Here is a 15,152-nt window from a genome sequence, read left to right on the forward strand (position 1 = left end):
TACTAATAAAGTGGATTATTTAAACAATAAGACAGATTTGATCAATGTCGGAAAATAAAGAAAAGAATTTTGAGCAGCTTTTTCGGGCGCACTACAAAGAGTTACATCGTTATGCCTACCGGTATCTAGGCGATAGTGATGTGGCGGAAGAGGTTGTGCAACAGGTGTTTTTGCGGCTTTGGGAACGCGATTGGGAGGAGCAGATACATACTTCATTAAAAGCGTATTTATATCGGGCTATTTATAATGAAAGTATGAATGTGCTGAAAAAAGAGCAACGTAAGCTAAAATATCAATCCCACGAACTGCATAGGCAGGATTTTGTACCTGCGGTTGATGAAAGTACGCGGGATTTGGACGAAAAGCTACAGGTCGCATTGGCGGAATTACCTGAAAAAAGCCGTACGGTCTTTGAGTTAAGCCGTTTTCAGGAAATGAAATATAAGGATATCGCAGTAACCCTGGATCTGTCGATTAAAACTGTTGAGGGACATATGAGCAAGGCACTGAAGCATTTGCGTATCGAACTTATGGATTATTTAACATTGATTATTTGCTTTCTTATCTATACGCTATGAATAAGGAACTGTTAGAAAGATATATCATTGGCGAGACCAATGAAATAGAGAATATCATGATACACGATTGGTTAGAAGAAGACGCTAACAATAAGGAGGAGTACATAAAAATGAAAAAAATGTGGGATAGTTTGCCCAAACCCCTGGATGTTCCTGATGTGAACGTAGATAAGGCTTGGGCTGACTTCAAAGTTGTGCGAGATAAAAGAGCGGCAGAAGCTGCGGTAATCCCCCAAAAAAAGACTTCTGTAATTCAATGGAGCTGGTGGTTAGCAGCAAGTATCTTGGTCTTTTGTGCTGTAGGATTCTATGTGTTTGATCAATCTCATCGTGAGGAAATGTTTCTTTCGAGTATGGAGCAAGTGCGCCAAGATTCCCTACCTGATGGTTCGGTAGTTACCTTAAATAAAAATACGGAGCTGGCTTATTCAAGCAGGTGGACCAATAATAATAGAAATGTGGCATTGAAAAGAGGGGAAGTGTTTTTCCAGGTCCACAAGGATAAAAAACATCCCTTTGTCATTGAGACAGGGAAAACCAAAATTACGGTATTGGGCACCAGCTTTAATGTGCGCCGAACATCAGATGCGACGGAAGTTATTGTTGCTACAGGATTGGTTAAAGTCGGTTATGCAAAAAAGGAAGTCTTTTTGCGACCACAACAAATGATTACAATCCGGGATAGTGATACAATAAAAGTAGGAAAGGAACCTGTCAAGGATCAGTTTTATAAATATTATGTGGATCGTGTGTTTGATTTTGAGAATACCCCATTGCAGCGTGTTGTTGAGCTGCTAAATCAAGCTTATGCGTATAAGATTATTATTGACCATCCTGCTGATCAGAAATTATTATTGACAGCAAAATTCGAACAAAATAGTTTAACTGAAATTTTGAAAGTCATTTCTAGCACATTTGGATTAAACGTAAATGTGAAAGACAGCGAGATTCATCTGACGAGGTGAGCCAACAGATAGATATATTTTCAGAACAAAATTGTATAGAAAACAACATGATACTATTTTTTATAAAGAGGGTAGAGCTTTATCTCTTAATTTTAATGCTGTGTTCGTTCCATTTGGGAAGGGCACAGCAAAAGCTCGCTGCAACGATTCAAATACCAGCCTTTCCAGAGACTACTGTAGGTGAAGTTTTTCGTTTGTTGAAGGAGCAGCAGGATGTATTGTTCTCCTTTAATGGAAATATCCTACAGACAGACAGTGTGATTCATACTAAAGCCTTCAAAGGGAATTTGTATGATTATCTGGATCGGATTTTGGGCAAGGAATATAGTTTTAAAGAACTTGGACGGCATATTATTATTCAATATACACCTCAGCGGATGTCGGTGGAGTTTGAAGTGAAGACACCTCATAAAAACAAAGTTGTTATAGCGGGGTATATCAAAAATATTCGGACTAATAATCCGATTTCCAATGCCAGTATCTTTGATCGAAGTGCTTTATTGTCTACGTTGACGGACCGAAATGGCTACTTTGAGCTGGACGTAAAGAAAAAAAGTAATCTCATTGCAGTGAACGTTAGTAAGGAGGCTTTTCGGGACACCAGTGTTATGGTGATTTTTCCGATAGAAGCGCAAATTGGCGATAAGAAGAAGCGTGAATATGGCTATTTTGAAGGGTATGAAGAAGATCATGGTCTTTATCGATCTTTTTGGGGACGGGTATTTCTGTCTCCTGCCCAAAAGATCCAAAGTATGAATTTGGGCGGGATGTTTTTGTATAGCCCATACCAAATTTCGATGACACCGGGATTAAGTACACATGGTTTTATACAATCGCAAATTGTGAATAAATTTTCCATAAACATTATTGGTGGATCTACTGCGGGGGTAAAAGGTATTGAGCTTGGTGGCGTATTTAATATTAATCAATATGATATGCAAGGCTTGCAAATGGGCGGTGTTTTCAATGCCGTTGGGGGAAGTGTGCGTGGTGTACAACTTGCCGGTGTAGGAAACCGTGTGTTCGGAGAAATGAAAGGTTTGCAAGTGGCAGGCGTCTTCAATGGTGTAGGAGAAAATGTAAGTGGGGTACAGATCGCCGGTGTGGGAAACCATGTTTCCGGGGAAGTGAAAGGTCTGCAAATAGCGGGTGTTTTTAACAAAGCGGATACGGTTAGAGGTGTTCAAATCGCTGGTGTTGTAAATTTAGCCAATGAGGCTCCAGGAACGACACAGCTTGCTAGCATACTTAACAATAGCGAATCGACTGTTGGAAGTCAATTAGCAGGCATCGCTAATAAAGCTAAAAAAGTAAGCGGAGTTCAGGTGGCAGGTATCGTTAATATTGCCGATAGTAGTGATTATCCCATTGGTCTGCTTAATTTTATTAAAAATGGTGAGCAGAGTCTTTCAGTAGCGGTCAATGAGGATAGCTATCTCGGATTACAATTTCGTTCAGGTGGTCGTGTACTCTATAGTATATTATCGATCAATAGGGCACTCGATGGCAACAGACCGGATAAATATGCCTTTGAAGCAGGTTTAGGTGCAGTATTGATCAATAGGACCAAGTTTAGTCTGCGTACGGAAATAGCTACACGTAATTATCTGACAGAGAAATTTAAAAGCCTGGATAATCATCAGTCCTCGCTGCGGGTAATTCCGGCGTTTAAACTAAGTGAGCGCATGTCTATATTTGTGGCTCCCAGCTTGAACTATGCGGAAAGAGACGAGAATTCAATTTATGGTGGTAGTACATTGTGGAAAGCTTGGCGGAGAGACCGTACCCGAAATACGTTTTATGGAGGTGGAATGGCAGGTCTTATGCTAAAATTATAAAACTAAAAACTATTTGGCAATAGCATTGTTCTATAGATAGCTTTTAAACATTTAACATTTTACGTAAACGCCCTATATCAATCTGATAGAGGGCGTTTATCTTTGTATAGCTGAGAAAGAACAGTGTTTAAGCAACTGTCGCAGTCTTTAATACATTGCGGTAAGGATAAGAATGGAAGATGTGTCTACGGGCAAATCGACCTAAAGAATCTGCGTTGACAAATTTAATATAGTCATTCCGCTGAACACCGAAATATTCATATTGACTGCCGTCATGAAAAGTGACTGTCAATATTTGTGCTTTCCAGTCAATATCCTGAATGCCAGAATTGGTAATTGTCTCCGTGTAGATCGGCAACTGTTGCTCTAATGTTTCTGGACAGATGCTTACCAGGAAATGGTAGGCTTCAATCATTTCCACACTTTTTTGCTCTGCAGCCAAACGACCTTCTTCATCATTGACAAATTTATCTGGATGACATTCTTTCATGATTGTCCGGTAGGTAGATTTTAGGGTTTTAAGATCCACAGATTTCTCTACGTTAAGTAACTTCCGGTAGTCGGCAATTTTTTTCATGGCGGCAAAGATATGCTTAATAATCAGATTATTCGTTATGAAATATGAAAAAAACTTATTTCTTCAACAAGGTTTTTACATAGAGCTGTTCGACCTTCTCTCTAGCCCAAGGTGTTTTCCTTAAGAAAGTTAGGGAGGATTTGACGCTCGGATTCTCATTGAAGCAACGGATGGATATGCGTTGTCCCAACTCTTCCCAACCATAATACTCCACTAAATATTCAATGATCGTGTCGAGCCTTTTTCCGTGTAATGGATTATTAATTTGTTCTTGCATGTCGTAAAGATAATAATCTTCAAATTATGGATTGCGCTAATTTTTATGGTTTGGATGAAAATGGAGCTGAACCTAGTGTGTATTAATCTTCTTTAAGTTGTGTTGCCAGCTTTTCTAGTTCTAAATTGAGCTGTTCGTCCCAAATTGCCCCAGTGGCATCCAGTTTCCCTTTGACTCCTTGTATCAGCAGATTTCGTTTTTCATCAATTTGAGCGCCCAGTCCCTGCAGGATACGTTGTAGTTCGATATGCGCTGTTTCGCCTTGCGCAGCAGCGGTAATGATACTAACGGGTTTATCGGTGAAAACCGTGGTTGCGGCGCACCATTCAAGTAGATTTTTTAATCCACTGGGTACACTGAAAATATATTCAGGGCTACTGATCAATACCAAATCGGCATCGTTGATTACCTGACGAAGTGCAATAATTTCGATTGGTGGATGGGTCTGGCTTTCTTCAGGATCAAAATGAGGCAGTTCTTTAAGACGGTCAAATAGCGTGAAATGGATATTGGCACTAATCTCCTGTTGGAGGTGACTTACAATATGATGATTGGATGAATGTGCACTGGCGCTACCTACAATGGCAAAAATAGTTTTCATGTGAGTTTAAATCTAGTCAACGGCTGTATACTGCTGTTGTGTTTTTACTTTTTATATCCTTAATGAAGGAACTAAATTACAATATTCAATTCAAACGATTTACTTTGTTCTTCGCTTCAATGTAATTTTTCGTTTCTTTCTCCTTTTACCGATTAAGTTTATACTTTTGGAACTGAGGACTTATTATTGGCTTTTTTCGGATTATATGCTTTATTATGAGAAATAAAATGGGGTACCGCTTATTGTGGGAACGTATTCGTACAGGAGACGAGACGGCTTTCTTTGATCTATACGCGGCGCTCTATCAAGAGCTTGTCAATTTTGGAATACGCACTTGTGGCGACAGTGACTTGGCAAGTGAAGCAACCGATCAGGTATTTGTTAAAATTTGGGAGAAAAGAGAACAGCTAGATCGGGTAGAAAATGTACAGTCCTATCTCATTACTTTTTTAAAAAGACGTATTCTGCGTCTACTGGAGAAACAACATAAAATCAATACAGCCCTTCAAAATGTGAAAGCTGAAGATGATTGGGTGGAGATGCCCTATGAGGAGTTTGTCATCAAAGTACAGACGAATGAAATTATACAGATCCGTTTGAAGGAGGCGCTGGAGAAGTTGTCTTTTCGTCAGAAACAGCTGGTGAATCTGAAGTTTTTTGAGGGCTATTCCTATGAAAAAATAGCTGAAACTACGCAGATGTCCGTGAAAACTGCCTACAATACACTTTATGATGCTTTAAAGATTCTGAGGGAGGAATTAAAAGATATCTAAGTTTTGTGTCTGGCTTTTTATTTTAAGCCTTCAATAATAACATGCTCGTACGATGTTTGCAAAAGTAGGTGTGTTGATATTTTTTATTTAAAATAATTGATTGATTTTCAGTTGATTGAAAAATAATTTAAATTTTCCTTAGGAAAAAGCCATGCTTTAGGGCACTATAGAGTAAATACCCAAAAGAATGAGCCAAAAAGATTATAAACAGTTAGAAGATTTTTTGATTGATGATACTTTTCAGAAGTATTGTTCGGGAGAAGATAAAAACTGTATTCTATACTGGCAACAATATAGCCTGAATCATCCAGAACAAGCGGAGACGATTCTGAAAGCCAAACGCCTATTTCAACTCTTGGTTGGTAACCGTAGACCTGTGAATGAGCAATTGGAAAAATTGAAGACAGATCTGCAGAATGCTCCAGTAGAACATCGCGTGTCCTATCGGTTTAACTGGCCTAAATGGGCAGCCATTGCCGCTGTATTTGTCGCTTTGGTATCGGGTGGTATCTGGTATTATGCTCAACCAGGCAAAGTTGATACGACATTACCAATAAGCGCAATTGGCCAGGTCTATCAAACAAAAAATGGTGAAAAAAAGACCTTCGAATTAAGTGACGGAAGTACAGTGACATTAAACTCTGCTAGTAAACTGGAGTTATCGGCAGATTTCAATCAGGAATTGCGTGTGGTGCGGCTTGCGGGTGAAGGTTATTTTCAGGTGGCCAAGAATAAGGAAAAACCTTTTGTGGTACAAGCATCTGATTTTGATATCAAGGTCCTGGGAACAACATTTAATGTGAAGAGTTATTCCGATGAACCTACAGCAGAAGCACTGCTTGTAGAAGGTTCGATTGAAATGACGAGCAAAGGACAGCGTGAAAATTCTGTGGTCATCAAGCCGAATCAAAAAATCACGATCTTTAAGAATCAAGCTGAAATAGCAGTCGCTCGTAAAACCAATAAACCAACCGCGAGCAAATTACCGATTAAGGAGATTGCCATAGAGAACATCCCTACAATAGAATCCAATACAGCTGAAATACCAGATATTGCATGGCGTGAAAATAGATTAGAAATCGTGGACCAAGATTTTGAATCGCTTCGCCGGACATTAGAACGCTGGTATGATGTGGATATCCAAATCCAAAATGATCAATTAAAACAATACCGTTTTACGGCAACTTTTAGTAGGGAGAATATTGCTCAGGTACTGAGTGCTTTACAGAGCGTTGAACCTTTTAAATTTAATGTATATGGGAGAAAAATAACTATATCAGAAAAGTAAAAAGGATGGTGGACCAACACCATCCTTCATTGAAAAAATGATTAACCAAAAGCAGCAACATTGGGGCGTGCTGCTTAATATTAATTTTAACCAACACTAAAATATGATTAAAAATTGCTTATTGCAAATGCGCAATGGATATATTGTGCATTTTAGATTCATTATCCGGATGAAACTAGCCTTAATTATGACTACGTGTGCTGTTATGAATGTTTCGGCAAATGTATTTTCCCAACAAAAAGTCTCCTTGGATGTCCAAAAAACAAAACTGAGCAAGGTACTTAAAATGATCGAAGAGCAAAGTGATTATTACTTTGTTTATAATTCGACGAATGAAAATTTAAATAAAGAAGTGTCAGTCAATGCGAATAATACCAAGGTATTGGATGTGTTGGCTAAGCTTTTCAATAAAAGTGGATTGGTTTATTCCGTTTCTAAGGAAGGTCTTGTGGTTGTCAGTCAACAGCAGCAGGTGGCTGTCGCAGGTGTCGTCACTGACGATAAAGGCAATCCCTTAGCTGGTGCTACGGTACGTGTTAAGGGAACCGCGGTAGGACGTGCAACAGATATCAATGGACGCTTTATGATCGATGCGGCAACGGGAAACACCTTAATTATTTCTTTTGCAGGTTACACTTCGCAAGAAGTGGCCGTAACCAAAGAGGGTGATCTGAAAATTGTTTTATTGGAAGATAATCGGATGCTCAATGAGGTCGTTGTGACGGCATTGGGTATGAAGAAAGAGAAGCGCTCATTGGGGTATTCTGTTACGCAGGTTGCCGGTGAATCGCTAACCACAGCCCGTGAAAATAATGTGATGAATTCACTCGTAGGAAAGGTGGCCGGGTTGGATATCAGTTCTACTTCTGGCGGTGCCGGAGCTGCGTCCAATGTGACCATCCGCGGGGTATCGAGTTTGAATCAGACAAATCAACCATTATACGTAATTAACGGTATTCCTATGGAAAGTAAGCCGGTAGGTATCGGAAACGCCAATTCCAAAGGAAACTCAGGGAGCCAATGGGATAATGCACCCGATCTTGGCGATGCAATCGGCAATATCAACCCAGACGATATTGAAAGTATTTCGGTATTGAAAGGTGCTGCAGCATCTGCATTATATGGTTCAAGAGCCAAGGCAGGGGTTATCCTTATTACAACAAAATCAGGAAAAGGCAATTCGATCGATTTTAATAGTAACCTTGTTGCCGAGCAAATTATAGACAACACGAATTGGCAAACAGTCTATGGTCAGGGGGCAAACGGTGAGAAGCCAACGACCCAAGCAGGCGCAGCCCAAGTGGGAGGTTCAAGCTGGGGAGCTAAATTAGATGGAACACCCGTCGTACAATTCGATGGCGCATCAAGACCTTATTCATTACAAAAGGGAAATTTAGATCGGTTTTACCGCACTGGTTCGACATGGACTAATACATTAGCGTTAAATAAATCATTTGATGGTGGCTCTATTCGTCTGTCAGGGACAGATGTCAATAACAGATCTGTTGTTCCAAATTCGGGACTGAAAAGACAGTCGTTCAATTTGGTTGGACTTTTTGAGCCACTCAAAGGTTTGACGATTGATGCACGCTATAATATGATTCTGGAGCAAGTCAAAAATCGTCCAATGGTTTCTGACGGTGCTGGAAATGCCAATTACAACGTCATGTTTTTGCCAACGAGCATCAATGTAAACGATTTGAAGCCATGGAAAGATGACAATGGAAAAGAAATCCTTTATAATTCGGGGAATGTGTATGCAACCAACCCTTGGTTTGCAGCAAATGAGTTTATCAATAATACGAACCGGGATCGTTCGATCGCTTCCGTAACAGCAAAGTATACCATGGGTAATGGTTTGTTTGTTCAGGGAAGGGCAGGAAGAGATGGTTATACCGATCATTATAAGAATGTTGTTCCTTCTGGCACCGGCTATTATGAGAATGGTAAAATTGCAGAGCAAGAAACTAAATTTGCAGATATTAATGCCGATGTTTTGGTCGGTAAGTCATTCACTTTCGGAGATTATACCCTTACACCTAATCTTGGTGCGAGTTACCGAAATACTAAAATCAGACAGACGACCAATTTAGGTACCGACTTCGCGATATTTGGTGTGTATAATATTTTGAACGCAAAAAATAAGTCGGTAGCGTATCTCGAAAGTGAATCGGAGACACAGTCTACTTATGGTACCTTAGAATTTGCTTATAAAGATATAGCTTATTTGACTGGTAGTTTACGCTCTGACTGGTTTTCTACCTTAGCCACACCTGGAGTAGATAATAAATTAAACTCTGTTTATCCCGCAATCTCGGGTTCATTTATCTTTTCAGAATATCTAAAACCATCATGGTTGAGTTTTGGAAAGTTGAGAGCAGGTTTTGCTCAGGTAGGACAGGCAACAGATCCTTATCAAACCTTGTTAACCTATAATTTTAGAAGTGAGGTACTTAACGGACAACCTTTAGGGGTTATTAACAATGTGAATATTCCGAACTCTTCTTTAAAAGCTTCTACAGCAACAGAGTTGGAAATCGGAACGGAGTTGCGTCTTTTTAATAATCGTGTAAATTTGGATCTAACATGGTATAACAAAAAGTCGAAAGATGAGATTTCCTTTATCACAACGCCTTCCGCAAGCGGATATGCCGGTGCCGTACTCAATGCCGGTAAAATGCAAAATAAGGGATTTGAAGCATTGATTTCAGCCACAGTTGTCAAAACGGAAGATTTTAAATGGGTATCCTCATTGAATGGTTCTTACAACGACAATAAAGTGATTTCATTGGCTGAAGGAATGGACGAGCAGACGGTAGCGACTTCGCGTTCGGGTGTAGGTTACTTAATGAATAAAGTTGGTATGCCTGCTTTTCAGATCATGGCTTTCGATTATAAATACGATAGTAATGGTGAGATCGTAAAATTGGCCGATGGTTCTCCTGACCGGGGTGAGTTAAAGTCCTACGGTTCGGCAATGAATAAATGGTTTGCTGGCTGGAATAATGAGTTTAGCTACAAAAGGTTCAATTTTTCTTTCTTGGTTGATGGAAAATGGGGAGGAAAGCTTTTCTCGGGAACAGATTACTACGGTTATATTTTTGGATTACATCAGGAAACTGTGGCTGATCGTGAAAGCTTGGGCAGAACAGCTTCTACTTATTATACCAATACGGCAAATAATGTATCTAAGATATTTGTAAACAGCGCTGATTTTGTAAAATTGAGACAGGTCGTTATGGGCTATACTTTCCCATCCAATCTATTTAATAACAAAGTTAAATCGATTACAGTAAGTGCTGTAGCGCGCAATCTCTGGACGATCATGAAGAAAACAAATAACATAGATCCAGAGTCGAGCTATAATGCAACTTTCCCGGGCCTAGAGCTTGGAGGTGTACCAGCTGTACGTACTTACGGTGTTAATTTAAGTGTTAAATTCTAATTGCAAACAATCATGAAAAGATATATTAAACCGGTAGTTATTAGTTTAATGGCAGCGACGTTATTTATGGAAAGTAGCTGTACAAAAGATTTTGATAAGATAAATACAGATCCAGTTGCTTATGGTAAAGAAAATTGGGATCCAAATTATACATTGAGCTCTGCACAATTATTTTATACAGGAAGTTTTGATTTTGCATACGATACATGGCGTGGAAATCTAATTTACTCGTCGACAATGATGCAGGGTCTATCGACTGTAGTGAGTTATTGGGCCGGCGATAAATATATGCTGAATGAAAGCTATACCGCGGCGTATTGGGGTACGGGTACAGTTGGGGCCTATATTGAGCAGGTTCGTAATATTGTGGATGTGGTTGAGTTTACAAAAGACAAACCAAAATATGCAAATCTGTACAATGTCGCACGTATTTGGAAAGCTTTAATTTTTGCTCGCTTAACTGATTTGTATGGTGATGTCCCCTATTCGGAGGCGGGACTGGGGTTTTATACCAAAGTTTATAAACCGAAGTATGATAAGCAGCAGGACATCTATAACGATTTGCTAAAGGAACTTGAAACGGCTACTGCAGCATTAAAGGATGATGGTGATAAAGTCACTGGTGATGTTATTTATAAAGGTGATATTGCGAAATGGCGTAAATTTGGCAATTCTCTGCTCTTACGAACAGCGATGCGTTTGGTTAAAGTAGACGAATCTAAAGCGAAGGAGTATGTACAGAAGGCTGTGGGTAAGACAATGGACAGTAATGCCGACAATGCATTTATTTTACATGATGAATCAGGATCTAGGGTTACTCAGAATAGAAATAGCCAGGTTTTATTGGGCGATGGTGGCCAAGAGAATTATTATGTAAAATGGTCTAAAACGTTTATTGACTATCTAAAAAGCAATAATGATCCGAGGTTACAAAAGGTTGCTGTTACAAAACTATATTTATCAGAAAAGGACAAAACACAGAACGGGAGTTTTATCACAGATCCAACCAAGCAAAAGGGGATGCCGAATGGAAAAGATTTGGGATCAAATGCACAGTATAACATTAGTAGCGACCCAAGTTATACGACATTTGCAGAATATTCTTCGCCCAATCCTAATATGATCAAGCGGACCGGTGCGACATTTATTTTGACCTATGGTGAATCCGAGTTGCTGTTGGCTGAGGCAGCCCAACGTTGGGGAATAGGTGGTAGTGCAAGCGATCATTATAAAAAAGGTGTGAAGGCAAGCATTACCTATCTGAATCAGTATGATGGTTCTTTGACAATAAGTGATGCAGATGCTGAGACTTATTTGGCTGCGAATCCATATAATGCTGCTGATGCCCTAAAGCAGATCAATACCCAATACTGGGCACATACGATAACGATGATGGATTTTTATGAAACTTGGAGCAACTGGCGCAGAAGTGGGTATCCGGCGTTAACTCCTGTGAATTATCCAGGAAATGCTACTTCGGGGACTATTCCTAGAAGATTCCCTTATCCTTCTACTGAAGCGGCTATCAATGGCGAAAACTACAGAGCAGCTTCGGCCGCAGTACCTGGCGGAGATAAGTTGTCTGGTCGAGTTTGGTGGGATAAATAATTACAATGGTTTGTTTTTGATTGAGGCTGAACTTTCGTAGTTTGGCCTCTTTAAACCTTTTATAAAATATGATAAACCTAAAAAATCAACTGCTATTTGCGATTGCGATTTCCTGTCTTGTTTTTTCCTGTAAAAATACTACCGAAAAGAAAGATGTGGATGCAGTAAAAGCCAAATCCTTGACCGGTACCTATAAGCTTATTGAAAGCAAAACAATCAAAGGGAAAGATACGGTGACTGCTTTTACGGACACGAGCAAAACCGAAATGTTTAAAATGTTCAATGATGACCATTTTTCCTTTTTTAACCACGATAAGGAAAAAGGTAAAGGTAAGGAACCGTTGTTTGTCGCAGGTGGGGGGACCTATTCTTTTGATGGTGTCAACTATCAAGAAAGATTACAATATTGTTCAATGCGCGATTGGGAAAGTAATAAGTTTGATTTTCAACTTACTTTAAAAGGAGATACATTGGTTCAGACAGGTGAGGAAAACTTACCTGAATTGGGAGTTAAACATACCATTGTGGAGACCTATCTAAAAGTTAAATAATCGATAATCTTATACCTGGAGTTTTAAAATCCTTATTAAGTTTATTTTATTAATGCAGACACTCAAGTTCATTCTTGAGTGTTTTTTGTTGAAAGGAGGCCCTTTAATGGGCTTTTGTGCATTTTTAGAATTATTTTAGAAAAAAAATAAAATTATATTGCAACATTTTCAGCAGAGCCCCGACTACATAGTAGAAACATAAGAATTAACAGTATTAATTTTAGAACGTGCAAAATCAGCTTAGCGATAAAGATTTATTAGCGATGTGCCAAACGGGCAATGAGTCTGGATTTGCACAGCTCTATCATCGGTATGCAAAAAAGATTTTTAATTCTATTTATCGGATTTTGTCCAATCAGGAAGAAAGTGAAGATATTTTACAGGAAACCTTTGTTGACTTTTTTTCAAGATCAGATAAATGGCATTTAGTTCTCAGTGTGGAAGCCTGGTTGAGAAGGATGGGGGTGAATAAGGCAATCTCACTGTTACGGAAGAATAAGCAATATTTTACGCCGGTGGATGATTTGGAAATTAAGGATGATGGCGAAGACGAATTGCTGGAAAAAGAATGGCGTGAATGTCGTTTGACAGATTTAGAGCATGTGATCGATCAATTGACAGGCGTACCTAAGATGGTTGTTAATCTTTACCTGTTTGAAAACATGAGCCATGATGAGGTTGCGGAAACATTGGGGATGACAGCGGTTGCTGTACGTAGTCAATATCACCGTGCTAAAAAGAAAATTTACGAAGAATTGAAGGAAAGGTATAATTATGCGGGATAATTTAAAAGATTTTGTGAACGCTAATCGGGAGGCATTTGATCAAAGAGAACCTTCGGCTGACTTATGGAATAAAATAAGACCACAAGTAGTTCCCCCTGTTCAGGAAAGAAAGATTAAGCCTTTATGGAAGTGGGCTAGTATTGCGGCAGCAGCCCTGTTAGTTGGGACAGCAACTTTTAATGCTTTTAATCAACAACGAGCAATAGAAGTAGAGAAGCCTGTGGCTGCGGTACATCCTATTACTGTTCCGGAAAAAGAAGACAATGCAAAAGCAGTTGATGCTGAGGTGATGGGAATTCATACTGGTACCCAAGAGGCTTCAGCTCCCGTTAAGGCAATCGCCGGTATCGAAAGCAAAGGAAAACAATTGGCAAAAGTAAGCGTATCGGAAACTGCTCATCGTGAAATGGAAGAGAAAATGGATTACGTTCAGATGCTTCAGGATTCGAGTTCCGCAAGCACGCGTTTAAGTGCTGTCTTGGCGATGAAAGATGGGGGTAAGTTAGATCGGAATAGTGTGGGAGCTTTGGAAAAGACAGCTGTGTCAGATCAAAGTAGTAATGTCCGCATGGCTGCAATCGAAACCATATTAAGTGGACTTAGTCCAGAAGAACGTCAGCAGAAAGTTCAGGACTTCTTTGTGGAGCAAAATGACCCCACTTTACAAATGGAACTGATGCAAATGATGGCTCAACAGGAGGATCCGACGATGAAAGCAACAACAAAAGAAAAATTAAATGAAATTGTGGAAGATCCATTTACCCTGAAATTTGTGAAGGAGCAAGCATATGCGGTATTATTAAATCAATAATAGGATATATTAAGGTAGAAGTCAGATTGTGTAGGTTAATCTATGAAAAAGCTTAAAATGCATTATTTGACAAATAATGAAGATAAATTAAAACGAAATGAAAAAGATAAGGATAATGATGATTGGGGTCGCACTGATCTTTGCAAGTGTATTGCAGGCCCAAGTAAATGAAACTGTAGAAAGTGTGGCTGCGCCAAAGCCTCCTAATCCTCCTAAAAAGGCTAGAGCGGTTTCAGGAGTTGTTGTTAGTAATACTAATAATTTTACATACAGTTCTGCCGGATTCGGCCGTAAAAAGGGACCGAAAAACTGGAAAGAAATTAAAGTGCCCAACTTGGGGAATAAACTTTTACTAAAATTGGATAATGTTTATATTGAAGGTTATAAGGGAAACGATGTGCTGATTACAGCCAAGGTAGAGGAAAGTGAAGAAAATGACCGTGCAAAAGGCCTACGTGTGATCAATGGCTCGGGATTATCGGATAATTCAGGACTTGGTATGAACATCAAAACAGAAGGTGGAGTGACTGAAATAAGTATGGTTGGGATGCCCTTAGAAGATTCTATTCGTATCAAGATACCAATGGATTTACCTGTGACGATCAAAGGAGGGCGTGGGGCTATGTTTAATGCTGGAGTTATCGAATTAAAAGATATCCGGGCTGAGGTTGAAGTTGCTAGTACGATAGGCGACGTGAATTTATTGAATGTTACCGGGCCGATCAATGTAAAGGTTTCACAGGGAGATGTTACAGCCAAATTTGTTCAACCTGTCAAAGGACCGATTTCTTTAGTCGCTGCCATGGGCGCCGTAGATGTTGCCTTCCCAAAGAATTTCGGCGCTAATGTGGATGTAAAATCTGCTATGGGGAATATCTATGCTGCGGACGAATTTCAATTCGAAAAACCTGCCGAGGAAGCCAAATCAACTCCGATGGGTAACGCCGTGAAAGGCAAAATGAATGGTGGTGGACAGGATGTTATTTTAAAAACATCCATGGGAGATATCTATATAAGAACACAGAAATAATATATATAATAACATAGAAATAATA

14 protein-coding genes are annotated in these 15,152 nt (G+C 39.4%); 11 read left to right on the forward strand and 3 right to left on the reverse strand.

The window, feature by feature from the left end; all coding sequences use genetic code 11:
• Positions 1-44 precede the first annotated feature (44 nt).
• Genes L1283_RS03820 through L1283_RS03830 form a run of 3 tightly spaced genes read left to right on the forward strand, consistent with a single transcriptional unit; the run spans position 45 to position 3,381 of the window.
• Positions 45-578, forward strand: coding sequence for an RNA polymerase sigma-70 factor (locus L1283_RS03820; RefSeq protein ID WP_075991645.1), 534 nt, complete (start codon positions 45-47; stop codon positions 576-578).
• Entirely contained in the window at positions 575-1,543 is a 969-nt protein-coding gene (locus tag L1283_RS03825) for a FecR family protein (protein WP_088160653.1), read from the forward strand. The genes L1283_RS03820 and L1283_RS03825 overlap by 4 nt, the downstream gene beginning before the upstream one ends.
• 47 nt (positions 1,544-1,590) lie before the next feature.
• Positions 1,591-3,381: a carboxypeptidase-like regulatory domain-containing protein gene (locus L1283_RS03830; RefSeq protein ID WP_145327596.1), complete on the forward strand. Its 1,791-nt coding sequence runs from the start codon at positions 1,591-1,593 to the stop codon at positions 3,379-3,381.
• 127 nt (positions 3,382-3,508) lie between these two features.
• Here L1283_RS03830 and L1283_RS03835 read toward each other — a convergent pair whose 3' ends face one another.
• The 3 genes from L1283_RS03835 to L1283_RS03845 all read right to left on the reverse strand — a co-directional run bounded on the left by L1283_RS03835 (position 3,509) and on the right by L1283_RS03845 (position 4,836).
• The gene (locus tag L1283_RS03835) at positions 3,509-3,958 is read right to left on the reverse strand and encodes a KTSC domain-containing protein (protein ID WP_088160655.1); all 450 of its coding nucleotides are present in this window, start codon (positions 3,956-3,958) and stop codon (positions 3,509-3,511) included.
• A gap of 55 nt (positions 3,959-4,013) precedes the next feature.
• Entirely contained in the window at positions 4,014-4,235 is a 222-nt protein-coding gene (locus tag L1283_RS03840; RefSeq protein WP_046674232.1) for a VF530 family DNA-binding protein, read from the reverse strand.
• A gap of 82 nt (positions 4,236-4,317) precedes the next feature.
• Positions 4,318-4,836, reverse strand: a complete 519-nt coding sequence (locus tag L1283_RS03845; protein ID WP_075991649.1) for an NADPH-dependent FMN reductase — start codon at positions 4,834-4,836, stop codon at positions 4,318-4,320.
• Positions 4,837-5,051: 215 nt separating this feature from the next.
• Between L1283_RS03845 and L1283_RS03850 the strand changes: the two genes are divergently transcribed.
• The 8 genes from L1283_RS03850 (at position 5,052) to L1283_RS03885 (ending at position 15,127) form a co-directional block, all read left to right on the forward strand.
• Positions 5,052-5,609, forward strand: a complete 558-nt coding sequence (locus L1283_RS03850) for an RNA polymerase sigma factor (RefSeq protein ID WP_075991650.1) — start codon at positions 5,052-5,054, stop codon at positions 5,607-5,609.
• Between the two features lie 187 nt (positions 5,610-5,796).
• Positions 5,797-6,897 (forward strand): FecR family protein, encoded by a 1,101-nt coding sequence (locus tag L1283_RS03855; RefSeq protein WP_075991651.1) that lies wholly within the window; start codon positions 5,797-5,799, stop codon positions 6,895-6,897.
• Between the two features lie 103 nt (positions 6,898-7,000).
• Entirely contained in the window at positions 7,001-10,342 is a 3,342-nt protein-coding gene (locus L1283_RS03860) for a SusC/RagA family TonB-linked outer membrane protein (protein ID WP_232475711.1), read from the forward strand.
• A 12-nt stretch (positions 10,343-10,354) separates the two neighbouring features.
• Positions 10,355-11,950, forward strand: coding sequence for a SusD/RagB family nutrient-binding outer membrane lipoprotein (locus L1283_RS03865; RefSeq protein WP_075991652.1), 1,596 nt, complete (start codon positions 10,355-10,357; stop codon positions 11,948-11,950).
• Positions 11,951-12,018: 68 nt separating this feature from the next.
• Positions 12,019-12,501: a hypothetical protein gene (locus L1283_RS03870; RefSeq protein ID WP_075991653.1), complete on the forward strand. Its 483-nt coding sequence runs from the start codon at positions 12,019-12,021 to the stop codon at positions 12,499-12,501.
• Between the two features lie 227 nt (positions 12,502-12,728).
• Positions 12,729-13,286: an RNA polymerase sigma factor gene (locus tag L1283_RS03875; protein WP_075991654.1), complete on the forward strand. Its 558-nt coding sequence runs from the start codon at positions 12,729-12,731 to the stop codon at positions 13,284-13,286.
• Positions 13,276-14,097: a hypothetical protein gene (locus L1283_RS03880; RefSeq protein ID WP_429625784.1), complete on the forward strand. Its 822-nt coding sequence runs from the start codon at positions 13,276-13,278 to the stop codon at positions 14,095-14,097. Before L1283_RS03875 ends, L1283_RS03880 begins: the two co-directional genes overlap by 11 nt.
• 97 nt (positions 14,098-14,194) lie before the next feature.
• Entirely contained in the window at positions 14,195-15,127 is a 933-nt protein-coding gene (locus L1283_RS03885) for a DUF4097 family beta strand repeat-containing protein (RefSeq protein WP_083663539.1), read from the forward strand.
• Positions 15,128-15,152 lie beyond the last annotated feature (25 nt).

This window comes from Sphingobacterium sp. HSC-15S19 (genome assembly GCF_050433745.1).
In the GTDB taxonomy this organism is placed as follows: Bacteria; Bacteroidota; Bacteroidia; order Sphingobacteriales; family Sphingobacteriaceae; genus Sphingobacterium; species Sphingobacterium siyangense.